The organism is Mesorhizobium sp. P160187, assembly GCF_057766425.1.
Genome location: NZ_JBYMDX010000005.1, coordinates 1,211,992 through 1,232,845, shown reverse-complemented (window position 1 = coordinate 1,232,845; position 20,854 = coordinate 1,211,992). Strand labels below are relative to the sequence as shown.

The following is a 20,854-nucleotide window of genomic DNA, read 5'->3' as shown; positions in this document are numbered from 1 at the left end:
CCAAGATGCGCTACGGCGACGGCTCTCGCAGCCGATTTGCGCCGAACGATCGTTTCAGGCCAACGAAGTCTAGGATTGAAAACCGTGGTGAAGGTCATCGCCAGTTCGCTCCGTAAAGGCAATGTCGTCGACAAGGACGGCAAGCTTTACGTCATCCTCTTTGCCGAAAACATCCACCCTGGCAAGGGTACGCCGGTCACCCAGCTCGACATGCGCCGCATCTCCGACGGGGTGAAGGTTTCGGAGCGCTACCGCACCACCGAGCAGGTCGAGCGCGCCTATGTCGAGGAGCGCGAGCACACCTTCCTCTACGCCGACGCCGAGGGGTATCACTTCATGAACCCGGAAAGCTACGACCAGGTCGCGGTGCCGGAAAGCGTGGTCGGCGACATGGCGCCCTACCTGCTCGAAGGCATGGCGGTGCAGATCTCGCAGTTCAACGGCATCGCCATAGCCCTGGTGCTGCCGCAGCGCGCTACTTTCGAAGTGGTCGAGACGGAGCCGACGACCAAAGGCCAGACGGCGTCCTCGTCCTACAAGCCGGCCGTGCTTTCCAACGGCGTGCGCACGCTGGTGCCGCCGCACATCGCGCCGGGCACCCGCGTGGTGGTGATGACGGCCGATGGCGCTTATGTGGAGCGGGCGAAGGACTGAGGCGCGAGCGCCTCCGTCCTGGTTGATCCGTTGCATTGCCTTCTGCGGCCGCTGGCTCGATAGTCCTGCCGATGTGGCAGACCTTTGTGACCTACTGGCCTCTGATCCTTGTGATCATTCCGATGCTGATGGCCGCCATCGGCATCGTCCACGCGATCATGACCAAGGAAGACGTGCGCGCCGCCACCGGCTGGGTCGGCGTGATGATCTTGTCGCCGTTCCTTGGCGCGATCATCTATGCCATTGCCGGCATCAACCGCATCCGCCGCGCCACCATCAGCGCCATGCGGCCCGTCGCCGGTGAAGCCGAGACAGCCAAACACGACCACGACATTGCGCTCGAAGCACTCATTTCAGCCGAATTCGGCCAGCGCTTTGCCGGCCTGAAGACGCTAGGCGACAGGGTGGCGCGGCGCGCACTGACGTCGGCAAACGCGATCACGATCCTCAGGACCGGCGACGAAGCTTACGCAGCAATGTGCCGGGCGATAGACAGTGCACAGCGCAGCATTCTGCTCGAGACCTACATCTTCGACAATGACGAGATCGGACGACGTTTTGTCGGATCGCTGGCCGGAGCGGTCCGGCGCGGTGTGACGGTTCGCGTGCTGATCGATGCGGTGGGCGTGCGCTATTCCGTGCCCAGCATTCTTGGGACACTCCGGGAAGCCGGCGTCACCGTCGATCTGTTCAACGGCAACATCGTCATGGGCCTGAGACTTCCCTATGCGAATTTGAGGACGCACAGGAAAATCCTGATCGTCGACGGCGCGGTGGCATTCACCGGAGGCATGAACATCCGCAAGGGGTTCTCGGCTGAATTCGCTGGCACTGCCAGCTCGGCGGATACGCATTTCCAGGTCACGGGGCCGGTCGTGGCCGACCTGTTCGCGGTTGCCGCCGAGGACTGGCGTTTTGCCGGCAACGAGGCCCTCAAGGACGAGGTCTGGCACGTGGCAAAGCCCTCGCCGCCTCCCGGTCAGCCGATCCTGGTGCGGGCGGTGGCGTCGGGGCCGGACGCCAGCATCGAAACCAACCATAAATTGCTGACGGGGGCATTTTCCGTCGCCCGCAAATCGATCCGCATCATGTCGCCCTATTTCCTGCCGGACCGGGAATTTGTCAGCGCGCTGGTCACGGCGGCCCGGCGCGGCGTCGAGATCGACATCGTCGTGCCCGCGGTCAACAATCTCTTCCTGGTCGGCCGCGCCATGACGGCGCAGTACGACCAGGTGCTGAAGCACTATTGCCGCGTCTGGCGGCATGAGGGGTCGTTCGACCATTCGAAGCTGTTGTCGGTCGATGGCGTCTGGGCCTATGTCGGCTCCTCCAACCTCGACGCCCGGTCGCTGCGGCTGAATTTCGAAATCGACCTGGAGGTGCTGGATACCGGCTTTGCCGCCGAGATCGAGGGGCGCATCGGAGCGGCAATCGCTTCCGCCAAACCCGTCACACTCGCAACCCTAAGAGCGCGGCCATTTGTCATCCGGGTCTTTGACCGGTTGTTATGGCTGGGATCGCCCTATCTTTAGAATCAGGACAGATTGAACGCAGGCCTATGGACATAAACGGACGCAGCCTTCCTGAAACAGTGCTCCTGTCGATCCGCGGCAGGAAAGCGCGCAAGGCGAACGCGACGCCGCGCAAGCACATTGAAGGCGCCCAGATGGTGGTCGCCTCCTACAACGTCCACAAATGCATCGGCACCGACCGCAGGTTCGACCCCGAACGGACCGCCCGCGTCATCCGCGAGATCGGCCCCGACGTCATCGCGCTGCAGGAGGCCGACAACCGCTTCGGCGATCGCGCCGGGCTGCTCGATCTTGCCCGGATCGAACACGAAACCGGGCTTGTGCCGGTGCCGGTTTCCGGAAGCGGCAAGGGCCATGGCTGGCGCGGCAATGTGCTTTTGTTCAAGCGCGGCACCGTGCGCGACGTCCATCAGATCAAGCTTCCGGGACTGGAGCCCCGCGGCGCGCTGGTTGCCGAGATCGACCTCGACGAAACGCGCACTCTGCGCGTCATCGCCGCGCATCTCGGCCTGTTGCGCCGCTCGCGTTCGGAGCAGGCCCGCGTCGTGCTCGACATCATGAGCAACCAGGATGAAAGGCCGACCTTGCTGCTCGGCGACCTCAACGAATGGCGGCTGGGCAACCGCTCGGCGCTCAAGACGCTGCACGCCACCTTTGGTTTCACGCCGGCGGCGGTGCCGACTTTCCCCTCAGGCCTGCCGGTGCTGGCGCTCGACCGGATCATGGCCAACCGGCACGGCATGGTCTCGTCGGTGGAAGCCCATGACACGCCGCTGTCGCGGGTTGCGTCGGATCATTTGCCGCTGACGGCGTTCGTCAGCCTGTAACTCATCCGTCCCGCAGCCAGACCAGCATCTCACCGGGTTCACGGTTGTCCCAGGCAAAGTACGGGACGGCGGTGATTTTCGTTTCGCTCACCGCCGGCGGATCGGTGCGATAGAGCCCGGTTTCCCAGTTTTCCTGGGCTTCCTTGCTGGCAAGTGCCGAAAGCGTGACGATGCCGCCGAGCAGGTTCGGCTCGGCATGCGCCTCGATTGTTGCCGTTCGCGGCAGAGCGATCCGATGCAACTGGCCGGCATTGTCGGTCTCCTCGACGCAATAGATCAGCGGACCGCGCGCAAGTGCGACGCGGCCGATGTCCTGACGCACCTCCGGATTGGCGAACAGACGGGCGATCGACATTTCGAGATCGAGTTCGACCCGGTCGCCCTGGCGCCACTCGCGCCGGATCGCGGCATAGCCGTCGCTGGTGATGCCGTCCAGATCGACCGCGGCGCCGTTGATCTTGAGCGCCGCCTTGCCGCACCAGGACGGGACGCGCAGGTGCAAGGTGAATTCCACCGGAGCGTCGGCTTCGATCCGGATCGAGACCGCGCCATCCCAGGGATAATTGCTGGTCTGAATCAGACTGACCGCCCGGTTCGATATGTCGAAGCGCGCGGTGCTGTCGCCGTAGAGATGAACGGCCAGCGCGTCGTCCGACAGGCTGTAGAAATAGCTGCCGATGGAGGCGACCATGCGGCCGATATTCGGCGGGCAACAGGGGCAGCGATGCCATTTCCAGCGATTGTGCCTGCCCCGGCTCTCCAACGGGTTCTCGTAGAAGAACAGCGAGCCGTCGAGCGACAGGCCGGAGATCGAGCCGTTGTAGAGCGCCCGCTCCATCATGTCGGCGTAGCGGGCGTTGGGACCCATGCCGAGCATGCGGCTGGCCCAGAACACCAGGCCGACCGAGGCACAGGTCTCGGCATAGGCGGTTTCGTTGGGCAGGTCGTAGTCGCTGGTAAAGCCCTCATTGTGCGCCGATGGCCCGAGGCCGCCGGTGATATAGAGGTTTTTGGTGGTGAGATCGTTCCACAGACGGTCGAGCGCTACCCTGAGCGTGTCGTCGCCATATTCGGTGGCGATGTCGGCCATGCCGGAATAGAGGTACATCGCCCTGACCGCATGGCCGACGACCTTGTCCTGCTCGCGCACCGGCTTGTGCGACTGGTTGTACTCATAAGTCTTGAAATGATAGGCCTTCGGATCGGCGCCGCGCGCACGCGCCTCCTCGTCGAAATAATGCGGCTGTTGCCCGCGCTGGTCGATGAAATACCTGGCCAGGTCCATGTATTTCTGCTCGCCGGTCGCCCGCGCCAGCTTGACCAGCGCCAGCTCGATCTCCTCATGGCCGCAATAGCCCTTCTTCTTGCCCGGCTCCGGACCGAAGGTGTCGGCGATATGGTCGACATAGCGGCACATGATATCCAGCAGCTTGCGCTTGCCGGTGGCCTGGTAGTAGGCGACCGCGCCTTCGATCAGATGGCCGGCGCAATAGAGCTCGTGGCAATCGCGCAGATTGGTCCAGCGCTTGCCGGGCTGGATGCGCTGGTACCAGCTGGAGAGATAACCGTCTTCCTGCTGCAGTCTGCCGTAGAGGTCGATGACGGCATCGATCTTCTTCTCGAGTGCCGCGTTCTTGCGCCGGTAGAGCGAATAGGCCGCGGTCTCGATGGTCTTGCCCCAATCGGAGTCCCAGAACATCTGCGTGGTCACCGTCGAGCCGGTGAAGCCGGGGCTGGCAGCCTCGTCGGGCGACGGCGAATGGAACGGAATGACGACGCCCGGCGAGGGCCGGTCCGGGTCGATCTGCTCCAGCATGCGCGCCTCGGCGCAGCGCTCGTAGAGGATGTCGGCGGTGCGCGACGCCACGGCATCGACACGGTCGCCCCAGAAGCCGCGGACATCGACCTGCGGCACCGGCAGCGGGCGGAAGGCGAGTTTGCCGGGCTTGGCGGTTGGTTGGACGGTCATCGTGTCACTCCGTTGGATATTGGTCATTTCACGGCGGGTCATTTCACCGCGCCGGCCATCAGGCCGCGGATGTAGAAGCGCTGCAGCAGCAGGAAGAGCACCAGGCACGGCACCATCATCACGGTGACGCCCGCCTGCACGGCGCCCCAGTCGATGGCGCCGAAGCGGCCGGACTGAAGTGCGGTCATCATGATCGGCAGCGTGAATTTGGACTGGTCGGTCATCAGCACGAGTGCGGCCAGGAATTCGTTCCAGGCGCCGAGGAAGGCGAACAGCGCGATGGTGACGATGCCGGGCCAGACCAAAGGCAGCATCACCTTCAAGAGCATGGTGACGTTGTTGGCGCCGTCCATGCGCGCGGCCTCCTCGATCTCGCGCGGCACCGCGTCGAAGGCGTTGCGCATCATGAAGATCGAGAACGGCAGCTGCAGCGTGACGTAGACCAGGACCAGGCCGGTCAGCGTGTTGTGCAGGCCGACCTTGGTCAGCACCAGGAAGATCGGCGTCAGGATCGACTGGAACGGGATCATGATCGTCGACAGGATGACAATGAAGAGCACATCCTTCATCGGAAAGCGGAAGCGCGAAAAGCCGTAGCCGGCCAGCACGCTGACGATCACCGACAGGATCACCGTCATCGAGGCGACATAGAGGCTGTTTTGCGCCGGCAGCCAGAGGCCGTCGCCAAAGGTGTCGAGCGTGCGGTAGTTCTCGACCGAGAAGCCGGTCGTCGGCCATGGCGGCAGCGGCGGCTGGCGCGCCTCCTGCGCCGGCTTGAAGGTCGACAGCACGGCCCAGACGATCGGCGCGATGAACAGCACTGAGGCGATCATGCCGGTCGAATGCTCGGCGATCCTGAGCCAGCGGCGGCTGCTGCGGCTTCTTGCCTGCGCCATCAGTCGATGCCCTCCGGCTTGCGCAGCAGCCACAGCTGAACCAGGCTGAGCGCCACCAATATGGCCAGCAGGATCATCGACAGCGCCGCGCCATAGCCGAGCTTGAACGAGACGAAGGACTGGTTGAAAATCCAGTAGACGGCGGTCAGCGTCTGGTTGCGCGGGCCGCCGCGCAGGATGATGTAGAACTGGTCGAAGGCCAGGATCGAACCGGCGATCGACAGGATCAGCGCCAGCGCCAGCGTGCGTCGCATCAGCGGCAGGGTGATGGCGCGAAAGCGCGCGAACGGCCCTGCCCCGTCGATCATCGCGGCTTCCTGCAGATCGGTCGGGATCGACTGCAGGCCGGTCATCAGGATGATCATGGTGAAGCCCGCCACCTTCCAGACGACCATGGCGATGATCGACCAGAAGGCCGGCTGGAAGGTCGCCAGAAGGTTGAACTTTTTCGCCGTCAGGCCGAAATCGTAGGCGGCCGGGCTGAACAGGCCGGAATCGACATTGAGCAGCCACGACCAGAGCAGGCTGGCAGAAGCGAAACCGACGACCGCCGGCATGAAGAAGGATGTCCGGTAAAAGCCGGTCAGCCGCCTGGGCTTTTCGATGAACAGCGCCAGCGGAAAGGCGACGGCGAAGATCACGATGGTGACGATCACGGTGTAGTAGGCGGTGAAGCTCAGCGCGTTCCAAAAACGGTTGTCGCGCAGGATCGCCCGGTAATTGTCGAAGCCGATATAAAAATGCTCGCCCATCAGCGGCCAGTTGTGCAGCGACATCCAGGCGGTCATGCCGAGGGGAATGATGAAGAAGACGACGACCAGCGCCACGGCCGGCGCGACATAGAGCAGGCCGATCCACTGCCGGCGGCCGGCGCCGACGAGTTTTCTGGCGCGTGGCGGGGTGGTGGTGGTGATGGTCATTTACCCTCCCCCTTGTGGGGAGGGTCGCTGCGCAGCAGCGGGGTGGGGGTGCGGCGCCGGCCCCCCACCCGAACCTGCGGTCCGACCTCGCCGCAAGGGGGAGGTAGGGCGTCGGTGCCATGATTGCGAATGCCAGGGGTCATGCCTGCTCTTCCGTTGGATCTCGTAGGGCGGTGGGACACACCTCCCCCACCCCGCTGCTTCGCAGCGACCCTCCCCACAAGGGGGAGGGTAAGGAGCGCCGGCCGCCCGTCCAGGGAGACGGACCGGGCGGCCGGATCAGGACCCGCGACGGCAAGGGCGTTGCACCGCCCTCGCCGCCGGCCAGTCCTTATTTCTGCGCCTGGTCGATGATCGACTGCATGGTCTCTTGTGCATTGGCGATGGCGCCATCGACGTCGTCGCCGAAGACGACCTCGTTGATCATCTGCGTCCACGGACCGTTGGCCGAGTTGATCAGGTCGTTGAACACCACGGAATAGGGCGTGCGGCCCTTGGCCATGGCTTCGGCGGCGATCTGGTAGCGCGGATCGAGATCTTTCAGCGCCTCCTTGGCGATGTCGCCGCGCACCGGCAGGCTGCCGTATTTGGCCAGGATGGTCTGGCCTTCGAGCGAATAGGCGAAGTCGAGAAACTCCTTCACCACGGCGAGCTTCTTGGTGCCCTTGGTGACGACGAAATTGTCGCCGCCGGCAAACGAAGACCAGCCGCTGTCCTTGCCCGGCAGGAAGGTGACGCCATAGTCGATATCCGGATACTGCGTGTTGAGCGCGCCGATGGCGAAGGCGCCGGACGGCGAAATGCCTATATTGCCGGTGGCGAAGGCGGCAAAGAAGTTGGCGCCGGTGTCGGTCTGCGCGCCGGCCGGCACCAGATCCTTCTTGACCATCGAGCGGTAGAGGTCGATGGCGCCGCGCAGCTGCGGGCTGTCCAGCGTCGCCTTCGAGCCGTCCTCGGAGAGGATGTCGCCGCCCGAGGCCCAGATCAGCGGCGTGAACGTGAAGATATTGCAGCCGCCGCAATTGCCGGAGAAGTAGAAGCCCTTGATGTCGCCGCCGAGCGCGTTGACCTTTTCGGCATCGGCCTCGATCTCGGCCCAGTTGGCCGGCCCCTTGTCGGGATCGAGCCCCGCCTGCTTGAACAGCTTCTTGTTCCAGATCAGCACCGAGGCGTCGGCCGAGAACGGCAGCCCGTAAATGTGGTCCTTGTAGGTGCCGGTCTTGACATGCGCCGGCGACAGGCTGGCGAAATAGGGCAGCGATTTCGCCCAGTCGGTGATGTCTTCGAGCTGGCCGGCGGCGGCAAAGGATGGCGTGTAGATCAGGTCGAGCGACAGCGCGTCGGGCGCCGTGCCGCCGGCGGCGGCGGCGCCATATTTCGGGATGATCTCGGCATTGGGAATGATGTCCAGCTTGACCTGGTTCTCATGGCCCTTGTTGAAGGCATCGACGATGCGCGGCATGAAGTTCGAGCCGTCGGCGCGCACCCAGATGTTGGCGGTATCGGCGGCCATCGCAGGCAAGGCAATGATGCTCGCGGCGAGCGCGAACCCGGTAATCATGGTCTTCATGGTTTTCCTCCTCATGGTTTTCTCCTCCTCCCTGTTGCGGCGCTCTCCCAGATCGCGCCGCGCGTTCTCCTAGCCGCCCGGCGGACGGCCGCATGACTGACGCACCACCAGCCGGCACGGCAGTTTTCGAATGCCCGGCGCGGCGGGTTGGCCGCCGACGAGCGAAAGCAGAGTGAGGCCGGCCTCGCGGCCGAGCGCTGCCAGGTTCATGTCGACCGAGGTCAGCGGCGGGCGGGTTGCCTCGGCCACGATCTCCCAATTGTCGAAGCCGATGACGCCGACATCGCCAGGCACGCCTAAGCCGCGCTCGCGCAGCGCATCGATGACGCCGCGCGCGATCTGGTCGTTGCCGCAGAACACGGCATCGGGTTTCTCCCCCTTCTTGTTGAAGAGCGTTGGGCCGTCGAACAGCTTTCCGACGGCTTCATGCCCCCAGGCTTCCGACCACGAGCCGAGCAAGGGCTCGCTCACCGGCAGGCCGTGCGCGGCCAGCACATCGCGAAAAGCCTGCGCCCGCTCATTCACCACGGCAAAACTGGCGGGACCGCTGACATGGGCGATGCGCCGCCGCCCGAGCCGGCAAAGATGCTCGACCGCCAGCCGCGCCCCGCCGGCATCGTCGGAGACGAAGGCGATGGCATCGGGATCGGGCTGGCTGAAGGCGTAGATGACGGGCACGCCGAGATTGGCGAGGTCGACCGGCAAATGGCGGTCGATGCGCTTGCCGCTGGCGATTATGCCGTCGATGCGCTTGTCCAGCATCGCCTCGACATGCAACTGCGCCAGCCGCGGATCGTCCTCGACATTGCACATGAACACCGACACGCCGGCATCGACCAGCGCGTCGGAAATGCCCGACATGACGGGCAGCGAAAAGCGGCCATAGGTGTCGTTGGTCAACAGCCCGACGGTAAAGGAGCGACGCCGCAGCAGGCTCTGCGCCAGGCTGTTGGGGCGAAAGCCGAGCCGCTGCGCCGTCTCGCGAATGCGCTGCCGCGTCTCGGCGGTCATCCGCCCCTGCCCGTTCAGCGCCTTCGAGGCCGTGGCCACACTGACACCAGCCATCGCCGCGACTTCACGCAGGGTGACGGGTTGTTTGGCGGGTGATGGCGTGTCGGAGGCCATTGTTGGGGTGTAAGTCCTCGGGCTGGGAAAAGGTTTTCTCTTTGTGGGTCTCTGGCGTGTTGATGTGGGTGGGTGGCGGATGCTGCGAGTTTGGGAAAACGTTTTCTCAGACGAGACTAGGATGAGAATTTGGGGATGGCAAGAGGGTATAGCGGGATGCGACACGATCCGGTTGATCGTGATAGCCGCTTTGCACCAGAGGCGGTCATTGACGAGCAAATATTCTGATGTCGCCTTGTGGACGGCTCCTCTTCTACGCGCCGCGATGCTCCGGTTATGATGTTTCGCCCAGAAGCACGGGAGGCGCCAGATCATGAACGGGGAATGGCGACCGTGACTGGCCTGCTCAAGATATCAAGCTACGGCGGTAGCATCGGGCACGTCATAGTTCTGTTCGGAAAATATTGACGACAACCGGTGGTCAAGCAAGGCGCGAACAATATCCGCGCAAGTCTCCGGCGTCGCGACCAGCTTGCCGTCTTGGCCAAACACCAAGTTCAGTCCGCACTTCTGGAAATTGTCGCGCAGCCGCTGCATAAACTGCGCATCCAGATAATGGCCCTTCTGGCGGATGACGCAGGCGCGGCGCAGATGGATTTTGTTCTCCCCCACGAATGTCACGAGTGGAGCGACATCGGAGAAAATGGCGGCGAAAGCCGGTTCCGCCTGCAAGGCCACGAAATCCTCGGCATGAGCCTGCTTGTAGCTCAGCACCTTTTCAAATGATGGCTTGCTCAACATGATGATGTCCTCGCCAGCGATGAAGAAATCAACATGGCGGGATATGCTGAAGGCTGGCTCTTCATTGAGTCCAAGTTGTTCGTCCTTGAATATAACGGAAATGGCGCTCCGAACCTGCCTGGACTGCCAAGAATTATCCGTGCTTCGGACCGCGTAGATCGCGCTGTCGCCATGGGTTAGCTTCACGACATAGAACTTGGTGTTTTGTACCTCCTTCAACGATCTCACTTTCTTTTCGGCAAGTGGATCCGCCATCTGCGCAGTGATTGCGTCGGCGTGGGTCTCCAAGGCGTCGATCCTGAGAGCAATCCCATCCTGCGCCGCCGCCAAGAGTGTGTAGGGAGTAACGTCCTGAATCGAGTCCCGCGCCTGAGCGAGGGCCACCTTTAAGGCGTTGTCGAGCTCTTCGTCCGTATCGACGCGACGTCCCGTGAACCGCGGCGCACCTCCCGGCGCGATGGACTTCTTGAAGAGCCACACCGAAACCGTAGAATTATGTATGTCGAAATTGGCCAGGCTTTGCGGCAACGGCATGGTCAGTCTCCTCCCGTGCTGGATTTGATCACCAGGATGTCCTGAACCGGAATCTGGCGATATCGCGCGCCTGGTTTGATGTTTCCGTGAGCAAGGGCATTGGCGCTATGCACCTGCTTCGACGCGGCGTGGTTATAGGAGATGTCGTATAGCTTCCAGCCGAAGACGATCAGCACAGGATTCAGAATGATCTGGCCGGACTTGTAGCTAATCCAGAACATCCACCCTAGGAAGATGACCACTCCGATGTGCTTCCCAATATCCTGATAGTCGATGCTCATAAAAGAAACGACATAGGGAAGCGTATAGTTCATAAGGTCGGTGGGCACGTGTTTTGCTTCCTGCACGACGATCTCGTCCTTCGGCTTGACCACGGCAAGTGCCCATAAGGTCAGCACGAAACAAATTAAGCAGGCCACAAAAATGCCAATGGCGAAGACCGGATTTTTCAACGGTATCGAGCAGGCGCTCTCCCACACCTTCCAGCAAAGCGGGCGGTCTAGAAAAGCGTACTCGAAGTCCTGTGCGAGAAGTATGAGGCTCAAGGGTAGGTAAGACCCCAAGAATACAACTAAAGCCGAGATCACCCTGAACTGCATTTATGGTGCTCCTGGTGCTTGAGCGTCGATCTTGACCGAACAGAAGAGTCCGTCGATCCAAGCCCTCTGCAAGGTGGTAGAGGGCAGTGTTCCATCTGTTTGGCGCGCCAGTATACGCGCCCCGTCGCCGGACCTGAAACGCACTACTCGGCTAATATTGGCGAGGCCGACAAAGATGGGACGAAAACCCATTCCACGGCCCTGCTCGGCTTTTGCTGAGATCCCCTCGCTAAGCGCCAGTTCCAATGCGGTGCACGAGTCCAACACTCCGGCATAGAGGGGGTTCTTGCGAAGACTTCGCAGAACCCCGATCCCATTATCGCATACCACATATTCGAAACTGCCCCGCCGGGCGGCATACGCGACCACGCCCGTATCCGCGCGTTCGCTGTGTTCGATGGTGTTGGTGTAAATTTCCTCGAGGCTCGCGACGAGTTGCCAGGATTCTTGCTGCCCCACGCCCACTCTGGTAGCCGCGTTTTTGGCCCTGATCGAGAAATCATGCCAATTCATGGCATTCTTGACGACACTACGAACCGTGATGACACCTTGCTGTCCGTCGGCCCTAAACCAATCCGTCATCGCGATGACGTTTGCGAGTTGCTCCCTAAATCCTGGCGCCTCAAGCCATCGACCAAGGGCGTCCGGCAAATAGCCGAGACGCCAAAGCTCCAGTAGAGGACCAAGCTCGTGACCGGTTTGCGGCGGAATTCGTGCTGCCCATCCCGGTCCACTTGAGGCGGCCAGCCCAATATCGTCAACCAGTTCGAAGGTCAGACTATCTATGGCGCACCTCAGCCTGCTCTGGCTGCCAGCGGCGGCAGGCTATAGTAGGCGGCTCGAAGGTAAGCCACCTGCTCCTCTAGATTGATCCTTAGCAATGGATCGAGGAAGGCTTTGGGTAGCGTTTTGAAAGGGACCCACTCAAGAGCACTATTCGCGACTCTTTCGGCGATGCGACGCTTCTGCGTCTTCATAAAGGCCGTCGTGTCGATATAAATGACCTCGCGGAAATGCCCGCGCAGGAAAGGAATGACCTGTGGGTTGCCGCGGATGATGATGTCGAGCGGACGATTTACAGCGGCGGCGAGTTCGGCGAGGCGATCGAGATGAAATTGCCGTCGCCCAGTCCGATCTGGTCCGGTGATGAATTCGTAAGCAAGCGCCTGCACCTCTGGACGCTCGACGACGAAGGACATCCAGCGTTCGAAATCCTGAAAAGTTCGCCCATTCGGATGCAATGCGCACGCTAGACCGTTCTCTTGGAACTCGGCGAAGACCAGCGCTATACGTTTCATGGCGTGAAGATCGTCCCAGCGAGGATGATCTAGGACGAGGCTGAAATTCGGCGTGGTGACCATGTGGATGCCGAGCGCAACCAGCCCCCTAATGATCGCCGGACGGGCGGAACCGAGCGACCACCAGGACTCAATCCTGTTGTCGTGATCCACGCCGGTCAGGATGATCTTGCAATCCGGCATCAGGCGAAACGCCTCACGAAGTTGCTCCGCGCTGGAATGCTTGGGCCGTTTGCGACGGAAGTCCACGACATCCGCCAACCTCAGCGCCACGATATCCGCGTCCAGTGCCTGCGAGCGACGGCTGCCGTGATAGATCAGTTCCACGATATCCCCCTTAAGCGTGATGGATCGAATAGGCGCGCGGGGCGTGATGTTCAGGTCGAAACCTCCGATTTCCCGCGACTGCTGGGGGAACAGCACGGTGTTGTTAGCGCATACCTTTGTGCAGAACTCGGGCGTGCCGCAGCAATGATGCAGGCAATCGACAATCTGCGCCTCCAAGCTTAGGCCACCACAAACTCGTCGCTCCGGGCAGATCCCGCAACCCAGGCACATCGTATTTGCGTAAGGGTTGTCCGTGAGCATGCGCGTCTGGAGTTCAGTACTCTTGGTTGCGTGGGTCAGCACAGCGTGACATCCACTTTGCCTGAGATGGTGTGGACGCGCTGAACAACCGCGCGAGCAACCCCTCCTGACTGTTGGATGGAGGAGACTATCTGCGTTGACGGATTGTCCATCGAGCCAACGGTGTCGTTGCCACGCCTGAATGTGATTGAACCGGAGTTCCTAGATTCCACGATGAACGACTCGCCTGCCGCGACCGCGACGCCGGAGCGGATCGTTCCAAGATAGACCTGGGGCTTCTCCCCAGGAACCGCCGAGAACAGATGAGGCGTCGCCAAAGCCACCCGCTGGATGTCGATGGTCTTGCGGATCGTTTTCTTTGTCCGGCTCAGAAACTCAACGCCCATTGTTCCCTACCTCCACGACGGGCCGGTAATATTTGGCACGTCCCTTTGAAAACTCGCGGATAAGGCCACGAGCGGCCAGTCCAGCGAGTCGGTTGTTCCAAGCGGTGGTCTTCTCGGTTTCGCCGAAGCGCTCTTTCAAGGTGTTTGCGTCGGCCTCACGGAGTCTATTAACTAGGTCAAATGTAATCTGTTGTTTTGGGTCAAGTTTGCCAACAAGGCCAATATCGAAAACATGGCCGTCCTCGCTCAGCTGACAGCTTAGGATGGCATCATTCTTCGCATCTGCAACCATCTGAAATTCATCATAAACTGATTCATTCACATTTGCTGCGACTGCGTAGAACTTTGAATCTGTCAACCGTAGGTAAGACTTGAACGAGAATACGGACTCGCGAAGGTAGCTTGCAGTCGCGACCTGTACATCGCGAAAGTCCAGGAAGAGCGGAGCAGCAGTCTCTGGATTGACGTCGATGCCCTGTATCATGCGCGCGAATGCGATTTTCCCATTCAAGGCTCCTGCAAGCACGGGCTCCTGATCAGAGCGCAGCATTTGGTATCTCATGGTCATCACCTAACTCACGTTACTCACGTGAGATAGGACGGAACCTTTTCATCGTCAAGAGAGCTTCGCATTTTCCGGCTCGGCGCGCTGGCGAGGGTTGATCCCTCCCGCGAGCGCAGCACGCCCCCAAATGCCAACAAGGGGACGGGTCAGACGAGCGCCCCCAGACACACTCCAGAAACAAAATTCAACAGTTCGGAAAAACCGGCGAAAAGTTCGGGTGGCATAAGCTTCCCGGTCGGGATTCCGGATTCTTCCCTTTTTGGCAGCGTCGGTCCTCCACAAACAACGGTCAAATCGCAGCGGCGGCGCAGTGCCTGCTCCAGCGGCGGCATGAACAGCCGGGCGATGCCCGGCCAGGACGAGAGAGTATGGACATGGACTACGATATCGCCGGACTGGACAGCGACGCGGCAACGCCGATCGGCCAAATCGCAGGCATTGAGGATGCCTGGGGGCAGAACCTGCCATTCAGCAAGGTCAGCTTCATGATCCACAACAGTCTCGGGGTCAGATGCGATGGCGGAGCGCGTCGATGATCACCGCCATGGCAGGGGAGAGCTGTCGCCTGCTCGGATAATAGAGGTGATAGCCGGCAAAAGGCGGGCTCCAGTCGTCAAGCACGAGCCTGAGGCGTCCATCGGCGATGTGGTGGCTGACGAGGTTTTCCGGGACATAGGCGATGCCGAAGCCGCTTGTCGCAGCCTCGATCATGGGAATGGACGAATTGAAGGTGAGTTGGCCTTCCACCCGCACACGAAGGTCGCGGCCATCCCTGGCGAATTCCCAGGCATACAGTCCGCCGAACGTCGCCTGCCGCATATTGATGCAGTCATGATCAACCAGGTCCTGGGGCGCGGTCGGAACCGGATGGCGGGAAAAATAGTCCGGCGAAGCCACGGCCACGAGCCTCCAATCCGGCCCGATGCGCACTGCGATCATATCCCTGTCGATGCTCTCGCCGAGCCGCACACCTGCGTCGAAGCGCTCCTCCACAATGTTCTTCATGCCGTTGTCGCTGTAGAGCTCGACGCGCACGTCGGGATTGTCGTTGAGCAAGGGCTGGAGCTTCGGCCAGACGGTCGTCTGGAGCGCATGGTCGGACAGTGTGATGCGGACCGTTCCGGAGGGCTTGTCGCGAAAGGCCACCAGGCTTGCGAGGTCGGATTCGATTTCCTCGAAGCGGGGAACGAGAGATTGGAAAAGTCGCTCGCCGGCCTCGGTCGGAGAGACGCTCCGCGTCGTACGCGTCAGCAGGCGGACGCCAAGACGAGCTTCAAGCTCCTTGATTGTCGAACTCAGGGTCGACTGCGAGGTTCCGAGCTTTGCCGCCGCCCTGGTGAAACTGCGCTCCCGGGCGACCGCCACGAACCAGAGCAGATCCTTCATGCCATCGCGCTGCATAGGGCACCTCCCATCGGACATTCATATCATGAGCAGATAAGTCCATGCGGATTGCTTAGTCTACTTAAATGGGTTCCCCTGCAATATCTTCTGGCAGCGACGGGAATTTGCGGCTGATCCGTCCGGCGCTTTGCCAGGATGCCAATCATGGAAACCACATACGACACAAGGCTTGTTGAAAACCGCGCCGCATGGGGCGCGGTGTTGTCGATGGCGCTATGTGTTTTCGTGCTCATCGCATCGGAATTCATGCCGGTCAGCCTGCTGTCGCCGCTAGCGGCCGATCTCGGCATCACCGAGGGCCGGGCGGGACAGGCGATCTCGATTTCGGGCGCTTTCGCCGTCGTGACCAGCCTGCTGGTCGCCGGCCTCACGCGCCACATCGACCGCCGACTGGTCGTGACCGGCTTCACCCTCCTCCTCATCGTGTCCGGTCTGGCTGTCACCTTCGCGCCGAACTACGCGTTGCTCATGGTCGGCCGGGCGCTGCTCGGCATCGCGATCGGCGGGTTCTGGTCGATGTCGACCGCGATCGTCATGCGCCTCGTGCCGCAAGACATGGTTCCGAAGGGTCTCGCCATGCTGAACGCCGGCAATGCCATTGCGGCCACCATCGCCGCGCCGCTGGGCAGTTTTCTTGGCGCCTATGTCGGCTGGCGCGGCGCTTTCTTCCTCGTCGTGCCGTTTGGTCTCCTGGCGCTGGCCTGGCAATGGACAAGCCTGCCGCCGCTGCCGCCGCGCCGCAGGAATCGTGCCGGCAATCCGCTGGCGCTGCTCGGCCGTCTTCCCGTCGCCACCGGCATGGCGTCGATCATGATGCTGTTCATGGGCCAGTTCGCGCTCTTCACCTATCTGCGGCCCTTCCTCGAGAACGTCACGCGGCTCGACATCGCCGCCCTCTCGGCGGTCCTGCTGGCGATGGGGCTGGCCGGGGTGCTCGGCACATGGTGCGTCGGCCGGCTCTTGCGCACGCGTCTGTTCAGCATCCTCACCGTCATCCCGCTGGTCATGGCTGCGCTGGCCGCCGCGCTCATCGCCTTCGGTGCACTCCCGGGTCCCACAGCGCTGCTGCTCGTTGCCTGGGGCTTCTTCGGCATGGCCGCGCCGGTCGGTTGGGGCACGTGGCTCAGCCGAACGTTGCCGAACGACGCGGAGGCCGGCGGCGGGTTGCAGGTAGCCGTGATCCAGCTCGCCATCACCGGCGGCGCGGCGATCGGCGGCACGCTGTTCGATACGGTCGGCTGGTGGGCACCGTTCACTCTGGGCGCGCTGCTGCTCTGCGGATCGGCGCTCGCCGCCCTCGCCGCAGCGCATATGGCCCGGAGGTCTTTGCCATGACGATCGAACGTGCGCCGCTCAGCCGCCGGACATTGCTCGGCGTCGCGCTCGCGGTGGCGGCCCTGCCTCGCACAGCCGCCAGCCAGGAAAGCCAATCTCCCGTCAGCCAGGAGCCCACCGAAATGAAGATCAGGATGGTTTTCAACGGCCGCATCATGACCGCCACGCTCTACGACAATCCCTCGGCGCGCGACTTCTTCTCCATGCTGCCGCTCGACCTCGAGATCGATGACTACGCCCATAACGAGAAGATCGCCTATCTGCCACGCAAGCTGACCGAGGAGGGAAGCGGCCCGTTCGCCGACGAGCAGCCCTATGACCTGTGCTATTTCATGCCCTGGGGCAACCTGGCCATGTTCTACGCCGACTACCGCCATCCCGGGCTGATCAGGCTTGGCCGCTTCGACGAGGGCGAGCAGGCCCTGCACATTCGCGGCAAATTCCCGCTTCGCATCGAGCGCATTTGAGGACGCAAAGGAGATCACCATGGACATTCTTCGCGCCGGCACCAGGCCTTCCGGCAAGGGACCGCCTGACTGGTTCACCGGAACGGTGCGGATCGATCCGCTCTTCAATCCCTTCGACGCCGAGCGGGTTCAAGGCGCACAGGTGACCTTCGAGCCCGGCGCCCGCACCGCCTGGCACACGCATCCGCTCGGCCAGACGCTGATCGTCGTCTCCGGCCTGGGCCGCGTGCAGCGCGAAGGTGGCCCGGTCGAGGAAATCCATCCGGGCGACGTCGTCTGGTTCGCGCCCGGCGAAAAGCACTGGCACGGCGCGTCGCCTCAGACCGCCATGACCCACATCGCCCTCCAGGAGGTCAAGGACGGCAAGGTCGTGGACTGGCTGGAACATGTCAGCGACGCCGACTACGGCACCTGATCTTCTCCCCTCGAAAGGAACCAACATGCTTGCAACCGTTCTTCACAAACCGGGCGACATACGCTGCGAGGAAATCGCCGATCCGAAAATCATGCGGCCGACGGACGCCATCATCAAGCTGTCGGCAAGCTGCATCTGCGGCTCGGACCTGTGGCCCTATCGCGGGCTGCAGCCGGTCGCCGGGCCGATGCATATGGGCCACGAATATTGCGGCATCGTCGTCGAGGTCGGCGCAGAGGTGCGCACGGTCCGCCCCGGCCAGTTCGTCGTCGGGTCGTTCTGCCTCTCGGACAACACCTGCCCGCATTGCCGCTTCGGCTTCCAGTCGTCTTGTGTGCAGCGCGAGTTCATGTCGGGCGCGCAGGCGCCTTATGCCCGCGTGCCCCTGGCCGATGGCACACTGGTCGCCACCGCCGAAGTGCCGCCGGCCGACCTCATCCCTGACCTGCTGGCGGTGTCCGATGTGCTCGGCACCGGCTGGTATGCGGCCGACGCAGCCGAGGTCCGCGAAGGATCGACGGTGGTCGTGGTCGGCGATGGTGCGGTCGGCCTGATGGGCGTGCTTGCGGCCAAGGAAATGGGCGCCGAGCGCATCATCGCCATGAGCCGGCACGCCAGCCGCCAAAAGCTCGCCCGCGACTTCGGCGCCACCGACATCGTTGCTGAGCGCGGCGAGGAAGGCGTGGCCCTCATCAAGGAACTCACCAAGGGCGTCGGCGCGGACTCCGTGCTGGAATGCGTCGGCACGGGAGAATCCTTCGACCAGGCGCTGGCCTGCTCCCGCCCCGGCGGCACCATCGGCTATGTCGGCGTGCCGCATGGCGTGAACTTCGACGGCCAAAAACTATTCTTCGGCCAGAAACGCATGCTGGGCGGCCCGGCGCCGGTGCGCCGCTTCCTGCCCGACCTGATGGACCGTGTGCTGCAAGGTCGGATCAAGCCCGGCAAGGTCTTCGACCTCAAGCTGCCGCTGGCCGAGGTCGCTGAAGGCTACCGCGCCATGGACGAGCGTCGCGCCATCAAGGTCATGCTTTCGGTGTGAGCAAAGATCGAGGACCGCCTGTGCGTACCCACAACTCAGAAAAGGAACAACGACATATGACTATGAGATTGAAGATTGCCGCGCTTGCGCTTGCGCTTTCGGTCGCCACGCCGGCTTTCTCGCAAGAATCCGCGATCATCGGCGCATGGCGCATGATTTCGCTCGAGGCCGGCGCCGAGGGAAACCTCAAGCCCGTGTCCTATTCCGGCCAGGTCATCTTCACCGAGGCCGGCACCCTCTCTGTGCAGGCGCAGAACCCCGACCCCAAGGCGCCGGACACGCCTTACACGGCGAATGGCTACGAAGCCTATTACGGGCCGGTCGCCATCAACGACCAGGACAAGACCTTCGTCATCACGATCGAGTCCTCCCTGGTCCGCAACCTTGTCGGCAAGAGCATGAAACGCAAATTCGAGGTCTCGGGCAACAAACTGGTCCTCACGCCTGACAACCCGGCCGAAGGCTGGCGCGTAACCTACGAACGCTACTGATCCGAACAGTTGGATTACCGATTGACCAAAATGGCGCGGATATCAGGCCGAAATGGCGTCATGGCGGAACTGGCGCCGATCATGGCGGCTGTCTTCGCCGGCTTCCTGCTGATCGGCCTGGCGCTACCCGTCCTGCCGCTGCATCTTCACCAGCAGCTTGGCTTCGGCCCCTTCGCAGTGGGACTGGTGACGGGCAGCCAGTTCGTCGCCTCGATGCTGTCGCGCATCGGGGCTGGCAACTATGCCGATGGGCGCGGCGGCAAGCGCGCCGTCGTCGTCGGCCTCATTGCCGCTGCCCTTGCCGGGCTATTTTACCTCGGCTCGCTGGCATTGCTCGACCGGCCGGTAGCGTCCGCATCGGCGCTGTTCGCCGGACGGGCGGTGCTGGGCGCGTCCGAGAGCTTCATCATCACCGGCGGCGTCGCCTGGGGCCTCTCCGTTGCGGGCGGACAGAACTCCGGAAAAGTCATAGCCTGGGTGGGCACGGCGATGTTTGCGGCGCTCGCGCTGGGGGCGCCGGTCGGATCTGCGCTTTATGCAGCGAGCGGTTTCACCGCGATCGCGCTCGCGACGATCCTCCTGCCGCTGGCGACGCTGCTTGCCATCCTGCCGATGCGCGGCACCGGCGCCGCCGCGGGCAGCGTGCCGCAGTCATGGAGGAGCGTGGCGAAAGCGGTCTGGCTTCCTGGCGTCGGAGCTGCTTTCAGCAGCCTCGGCTATGGTGCTATTCTGGGCTTCGGCGCCCTGCTCTTCGCCGAGCGGGGCTGGCAGCCGGTATGGCTTCCGTTCACGGCCTATGCCGCGTCGCTGATCGTGGCAAGGCTGTGCTTCGGCCACCTGCCCGACAGGCTTGGGGGCGCACGCGTCGCTGTGATCTTCGTTGTGGTCGAGGCGGCAGGGCTGATGCTGATCTGGCTTGCGACCGGGCCTGTTGTCGCCGCGATCGGAGCGGGCCTGACTGGCCTCGGCTACTCGCTGGTCTATCCCGGCCTCGGCGCCGAGGCCGTAAGCCGTCTTCCGTCGCGCAGCCGCGGCCTGGCCATGGGACTCTACACCGTCTTCCTCGACGTGGCGCTCGGCTTCGGCAGTCCGGCGCTCGGCCTGGTCGCCGCGTCGACCGGGCTGCAATTCGTCTTCTTCGCCGTTGCGGCGGCAACGCTTCCGGCGTTGGGCATCGCTCTGCTGCTGGGTCGCCGTAACGCTCCATTGTAGACAGTTCGCCGGCGCCGTCCGCATGAGGTTCGCTCATAGTCTCTTTCCGGGTCGCCACTGAGGCTGAACCCCTGCCCCGCAAGGGTCGACGGGGCCCGGCAAATCCCCGCCCAGACACACTCCAGAAACAAAATTCAACAGTTCGGAAAAACCGGCGAAAAGATCGGGTGGCATAAGCTTCCCCGTCGGGATTCCGGGCACTTCCTTTTTGGAAGCCCTCCACCAACAAAATCGCAGCGGCGGCGCAGTGCCTGCTCCAGCGGCGGCATGAACAGCCGGGCAAT

Annotated in this window: 22 protein-coding genes; 9 read left to right on the top strand and 13 right to left on the bottom strand. The window is 62.6% G+C overall.

The features are described from left to right. Positions 1–84 precede the first annotated feature (84 nt). The 3 genes from efp to AC3CCE_RS30820 all read left to right on the top strand — a co-directional run bounded on the left by efp (position 85) and on the right by AC3CCE_RS30820 (position 3,013). Positions 85–654, top strand: a complete 570-nt coding sequence (gene efp, locus AC3CCE_RS30830) for an elongation factor P (protein ID WP_023682947.1) — start codon at positions 85–87, stop codon at positions 652–654. Positions 655–725: 71 nt separating this feature from the next. Continuing rightward, positions 726–2,186: a phospholipase D-like domain-containing protein gene (locus AC3CCE_RS30825; RefSeq protein WP_352626835.1), complete on the top strand. Its 1,461-nt coding sequence runs from the start codon at positions 726–728 to the stop codon at positions 2,184–2,186. 26 nt (positions 2,187–2,212) lie between these two features. After that, a complete protein-coding gene (locus AC3CCE_RS30820) occupies positions 2,213–3,013 on the top strand; it encodes an endonuclease/exonuclease/phosphatase family protein (RefSeq protein ID WP_023671569.1) in 801 nt (266 codons plus the stop codon). 1 nt (position 3,014) lies between these two features. Here the strand turns inward: AC3CCE_RS30820 and AC3CCE_RS30815 are convergent, their stop codons facing one another. From AC3CCE_RS30815 to AC3CCE_RS30755, 13 genes are all read right to left on the bottom strand, one after another. Continuing rightward, entirely contained in the window at positions 3,015–4,982 is a 1,968-nt protein-coding gene (locus tag AC3CCE_RS30815) for a glycoside hydrolase family 127 protein (protein WP_352626832.1), read from the bottom strand. A gap of 38 nt (positions 4,983–5,020) precedes the next feature. Then, complete coding sequence (locus AC3CCE_RS30810; protein WP_352626830.1) at positions 5,021–5,878, bottom strand: carbohydrate ABC transporter permease; 858 nt, start codon at positions 5,876–5,878, stop codon at positions 5,021–5,023. Beyond that, positions 5,878–6,798: a carbohydrate ABC transporter permease gene (locus AC3CCE_RS30805; protein WP_023682952.1), complete on the bottom strand. Its 921-nt coding sequence runs from the start codon at positions 6,796–6,798 to the stop codon at positions 5,878–5,880. Before AC3CCE_RS30805 ends, AC3CCE_RS30810 begins: the two co-directional genes overlap by 1 nt. Positions 6,799–7,129: 331 nt before the next feature. Continuing rightward, positions 7,130–8,368, bottom strand: a complete 1,239-nt coding sequence (locus AC3CCE_RS30800; RefSeq protein ID WP_023715223.1) for an ABC transporter substrate-binding protein — start codon at positions 8,366–8,368, stop codon at positions 7,130–7,132. A gap of 69 nt (positions 8,369–8,437) precedes the next feature. Beyond that, positions 8,438–9,493: a LacI family DNA-binding transcriptional regulator gene (locus AC3CCE_RS30795; RefSeq protein WP_352626828.1), complete on the bottom strand. Its 1,056-nt coding sequence runs from the start codon at positions 9,491–9,493 to the stop codon at positions 8,438–8,440. Positions 9,494–9,847: 354 nt separating this feature from the next. After that, positions 9,848–10,768, bottom strand: coding sequence for a Kiwa anti-phage protein KwaB-like domain-containing protein (locus AC3CCE_RS30790; protein WP_352626826.1), 921 nt, complete (start codon positions 10,766–10,768; stop codon positions 9,848–9,850). Positions 10,769–10,770: 2 nt separating this feature from the next. Beyond that, positions 10,771–11,367: a hypothetical protein gene (locus tag AC3CCE_RS30785; RefSeq protein WP_352626824.1), complete on the bottom strand. Its 597-nt coding sequence runs from the start codon at positions 11,365–11,367 to the stop codon at positions 10,771–10,773. Next, on the bottom strand, positions 11,368–11,949 hold the full coding sequence (locus AC3CCE_RS30780; protein ID WP_352626822.1) for an ATP-binding protein: 582 nt from the start codon (positions 11,947–11,949) through the stop codon (positions 11,368–11,370). 212 nt (positions 11,950–12,161) lie between these two features. Continuing rightward, complete coding sequence (locus AC3CCE_RS30775) at positions 12,162–13,169, bottom strand: hypothetical protein (RefSeq protein WP_352626820.1); 1,008 nt, start codon at positions 13,167–13,169, stop codon at positions 12,162–12,164. 119 nt (positions 13,170–13,288) lie between these two features. Further along, the gene (locus AC3CCE_RS30770; RefSeq protein WP_352626818.1) at positions 13,289–13,639 is read right to left on the bottom strand and encodes a hypothetical protein; all 351 of its coding nucleotides are present in this window, start codon (positions 13,637–13,639) and stop codon (positions 13,289–13,291) included. Then, positions 13,629–14,189 carry a hypothetical protein gene (locus AC3CCE_RS30765; protein ID WP_352626817.1) on the bottom strand — a complete coding sequence of 187 codons (561 nt, stop codon included), beginning with the start codon at positions 14,187–14,189 and terminating at the stop codon, positions 13,629–13,631. Before AC3CCE_RS30765 ends, AC3CCE_RS30770 begins: the two co-directional genes overlap by 11 nt. 161 nt (positions 14,190–14,350) lie before the next feature. Next, complete coding sequence (locus tag AC3CCE_RS30760; protein WP_352626815.1) at positions 14,351–14,698, bottom strand: hypothetical protein; 348 nt, start codon at positions 14,696–14,698, stop codon at positions 14,351–14,353. Positions 14,699–14,711: 13 nt separating this feature from the next. Further along, the gene (locus AC3CCE_RS30755) at positions 14,712–15,605 is read right to left on the bottom strand and encodes a LysR family transcriptional regulator (protein ID WP_352462987.1); all 894 of its coding nucleotides are present in this window, start codon (positions 15,603–15,605) and stop codon (positions 14,712–14,714) included. A 147-nt stretch (positions 15,606–15,752) separates the two neighbouring features. On the opposite strand from AC3CCE_RS30755, the gene AC3CCE_RS30750 reads away from it, so the two are divergent. The 6 genes from AC3CCE_RS30750 to AC3CCE_RS30725 are packed head-to-tail and all read left to right on the top strand — an operon-like array spanning position 15,753 to position 20,570. Further along, on the top strand, positions 15,753–16,943 hold the full coding sequence (locus AC3CCE_RS30750) for an MFS transporter (RefSeq protein ID WP_352497284.1): 1,191 nt from the start codon (positions 15,753–15,755) through the stop codon (positions 16,941–16,943). Further along, complete coding sequence (locus tag AC3CCE_RS30745; RefSeq protein WP_352460531.1) at positions 16,940–17,410, top strand: cyclophilin-like fold protein; 471 nt, start codon at positions 16,940–16,942, stop codon at positions 17,408–17,410. The genes AC3CCE_RS30750 and AC3CCE_RS30745 overlap by 4 nt, the downstream gene beginning before the upstream one ends. Before the next feature lie 19 nt (positions 17,411–17,429). Continuing rightward, a complete protein-coding gene (locus AC3CCE_RS30740; RefSeq protein WP_352497283.1) occupies positions 17,430–17,825 on the top strand; it encodes a (R)-mandelonitrile lyase in 396 nt (131 codons plus the stop codon). A gap of 25 nt (positions 17,826–17,850) precedes the next feature. Continuing rightward, positions 17,851–18,867, top strand: a complete 1,017-nt coding sequence (locus AC3CCE_RS30735; RefSeq protein ID WP_352626812.1) for a zinc-dependent alcohol dehydrogenase family protein — start codon at positions 17,851–17,853, stop codon at positions 18,865–18,867. A 56-nt stretch (positions 18,868–18,923) separates the two neighbouring features. Further along, positions 18,924–19,358, top strand: a complete 435-nt coding sequence (locus AC3CCE_RS30730; protein ID WP_352510796.1) for a lipocalin-like domain-containing protein — start codon at positions 18,924–18,926, stop codon at positions 19,356–19,358. A gap of 30 nt (positions 19,359–19,388) precedes the next feature. Beyond that, the gene (locus AC3CCE_RS30725) at positions 19,389–20,570 is read left to right on the top strand and encodes an arabinose transporter (protein ID WP_352626858.1); all 1,182 of its coding nucleotides are present in this window, start codon (positions 19,389–19,391) and stop codon (positions 20,568–20,570) included. The last annotated feature ends 284 nt before the right edge of the window (positions 20,571–20,854 follow it).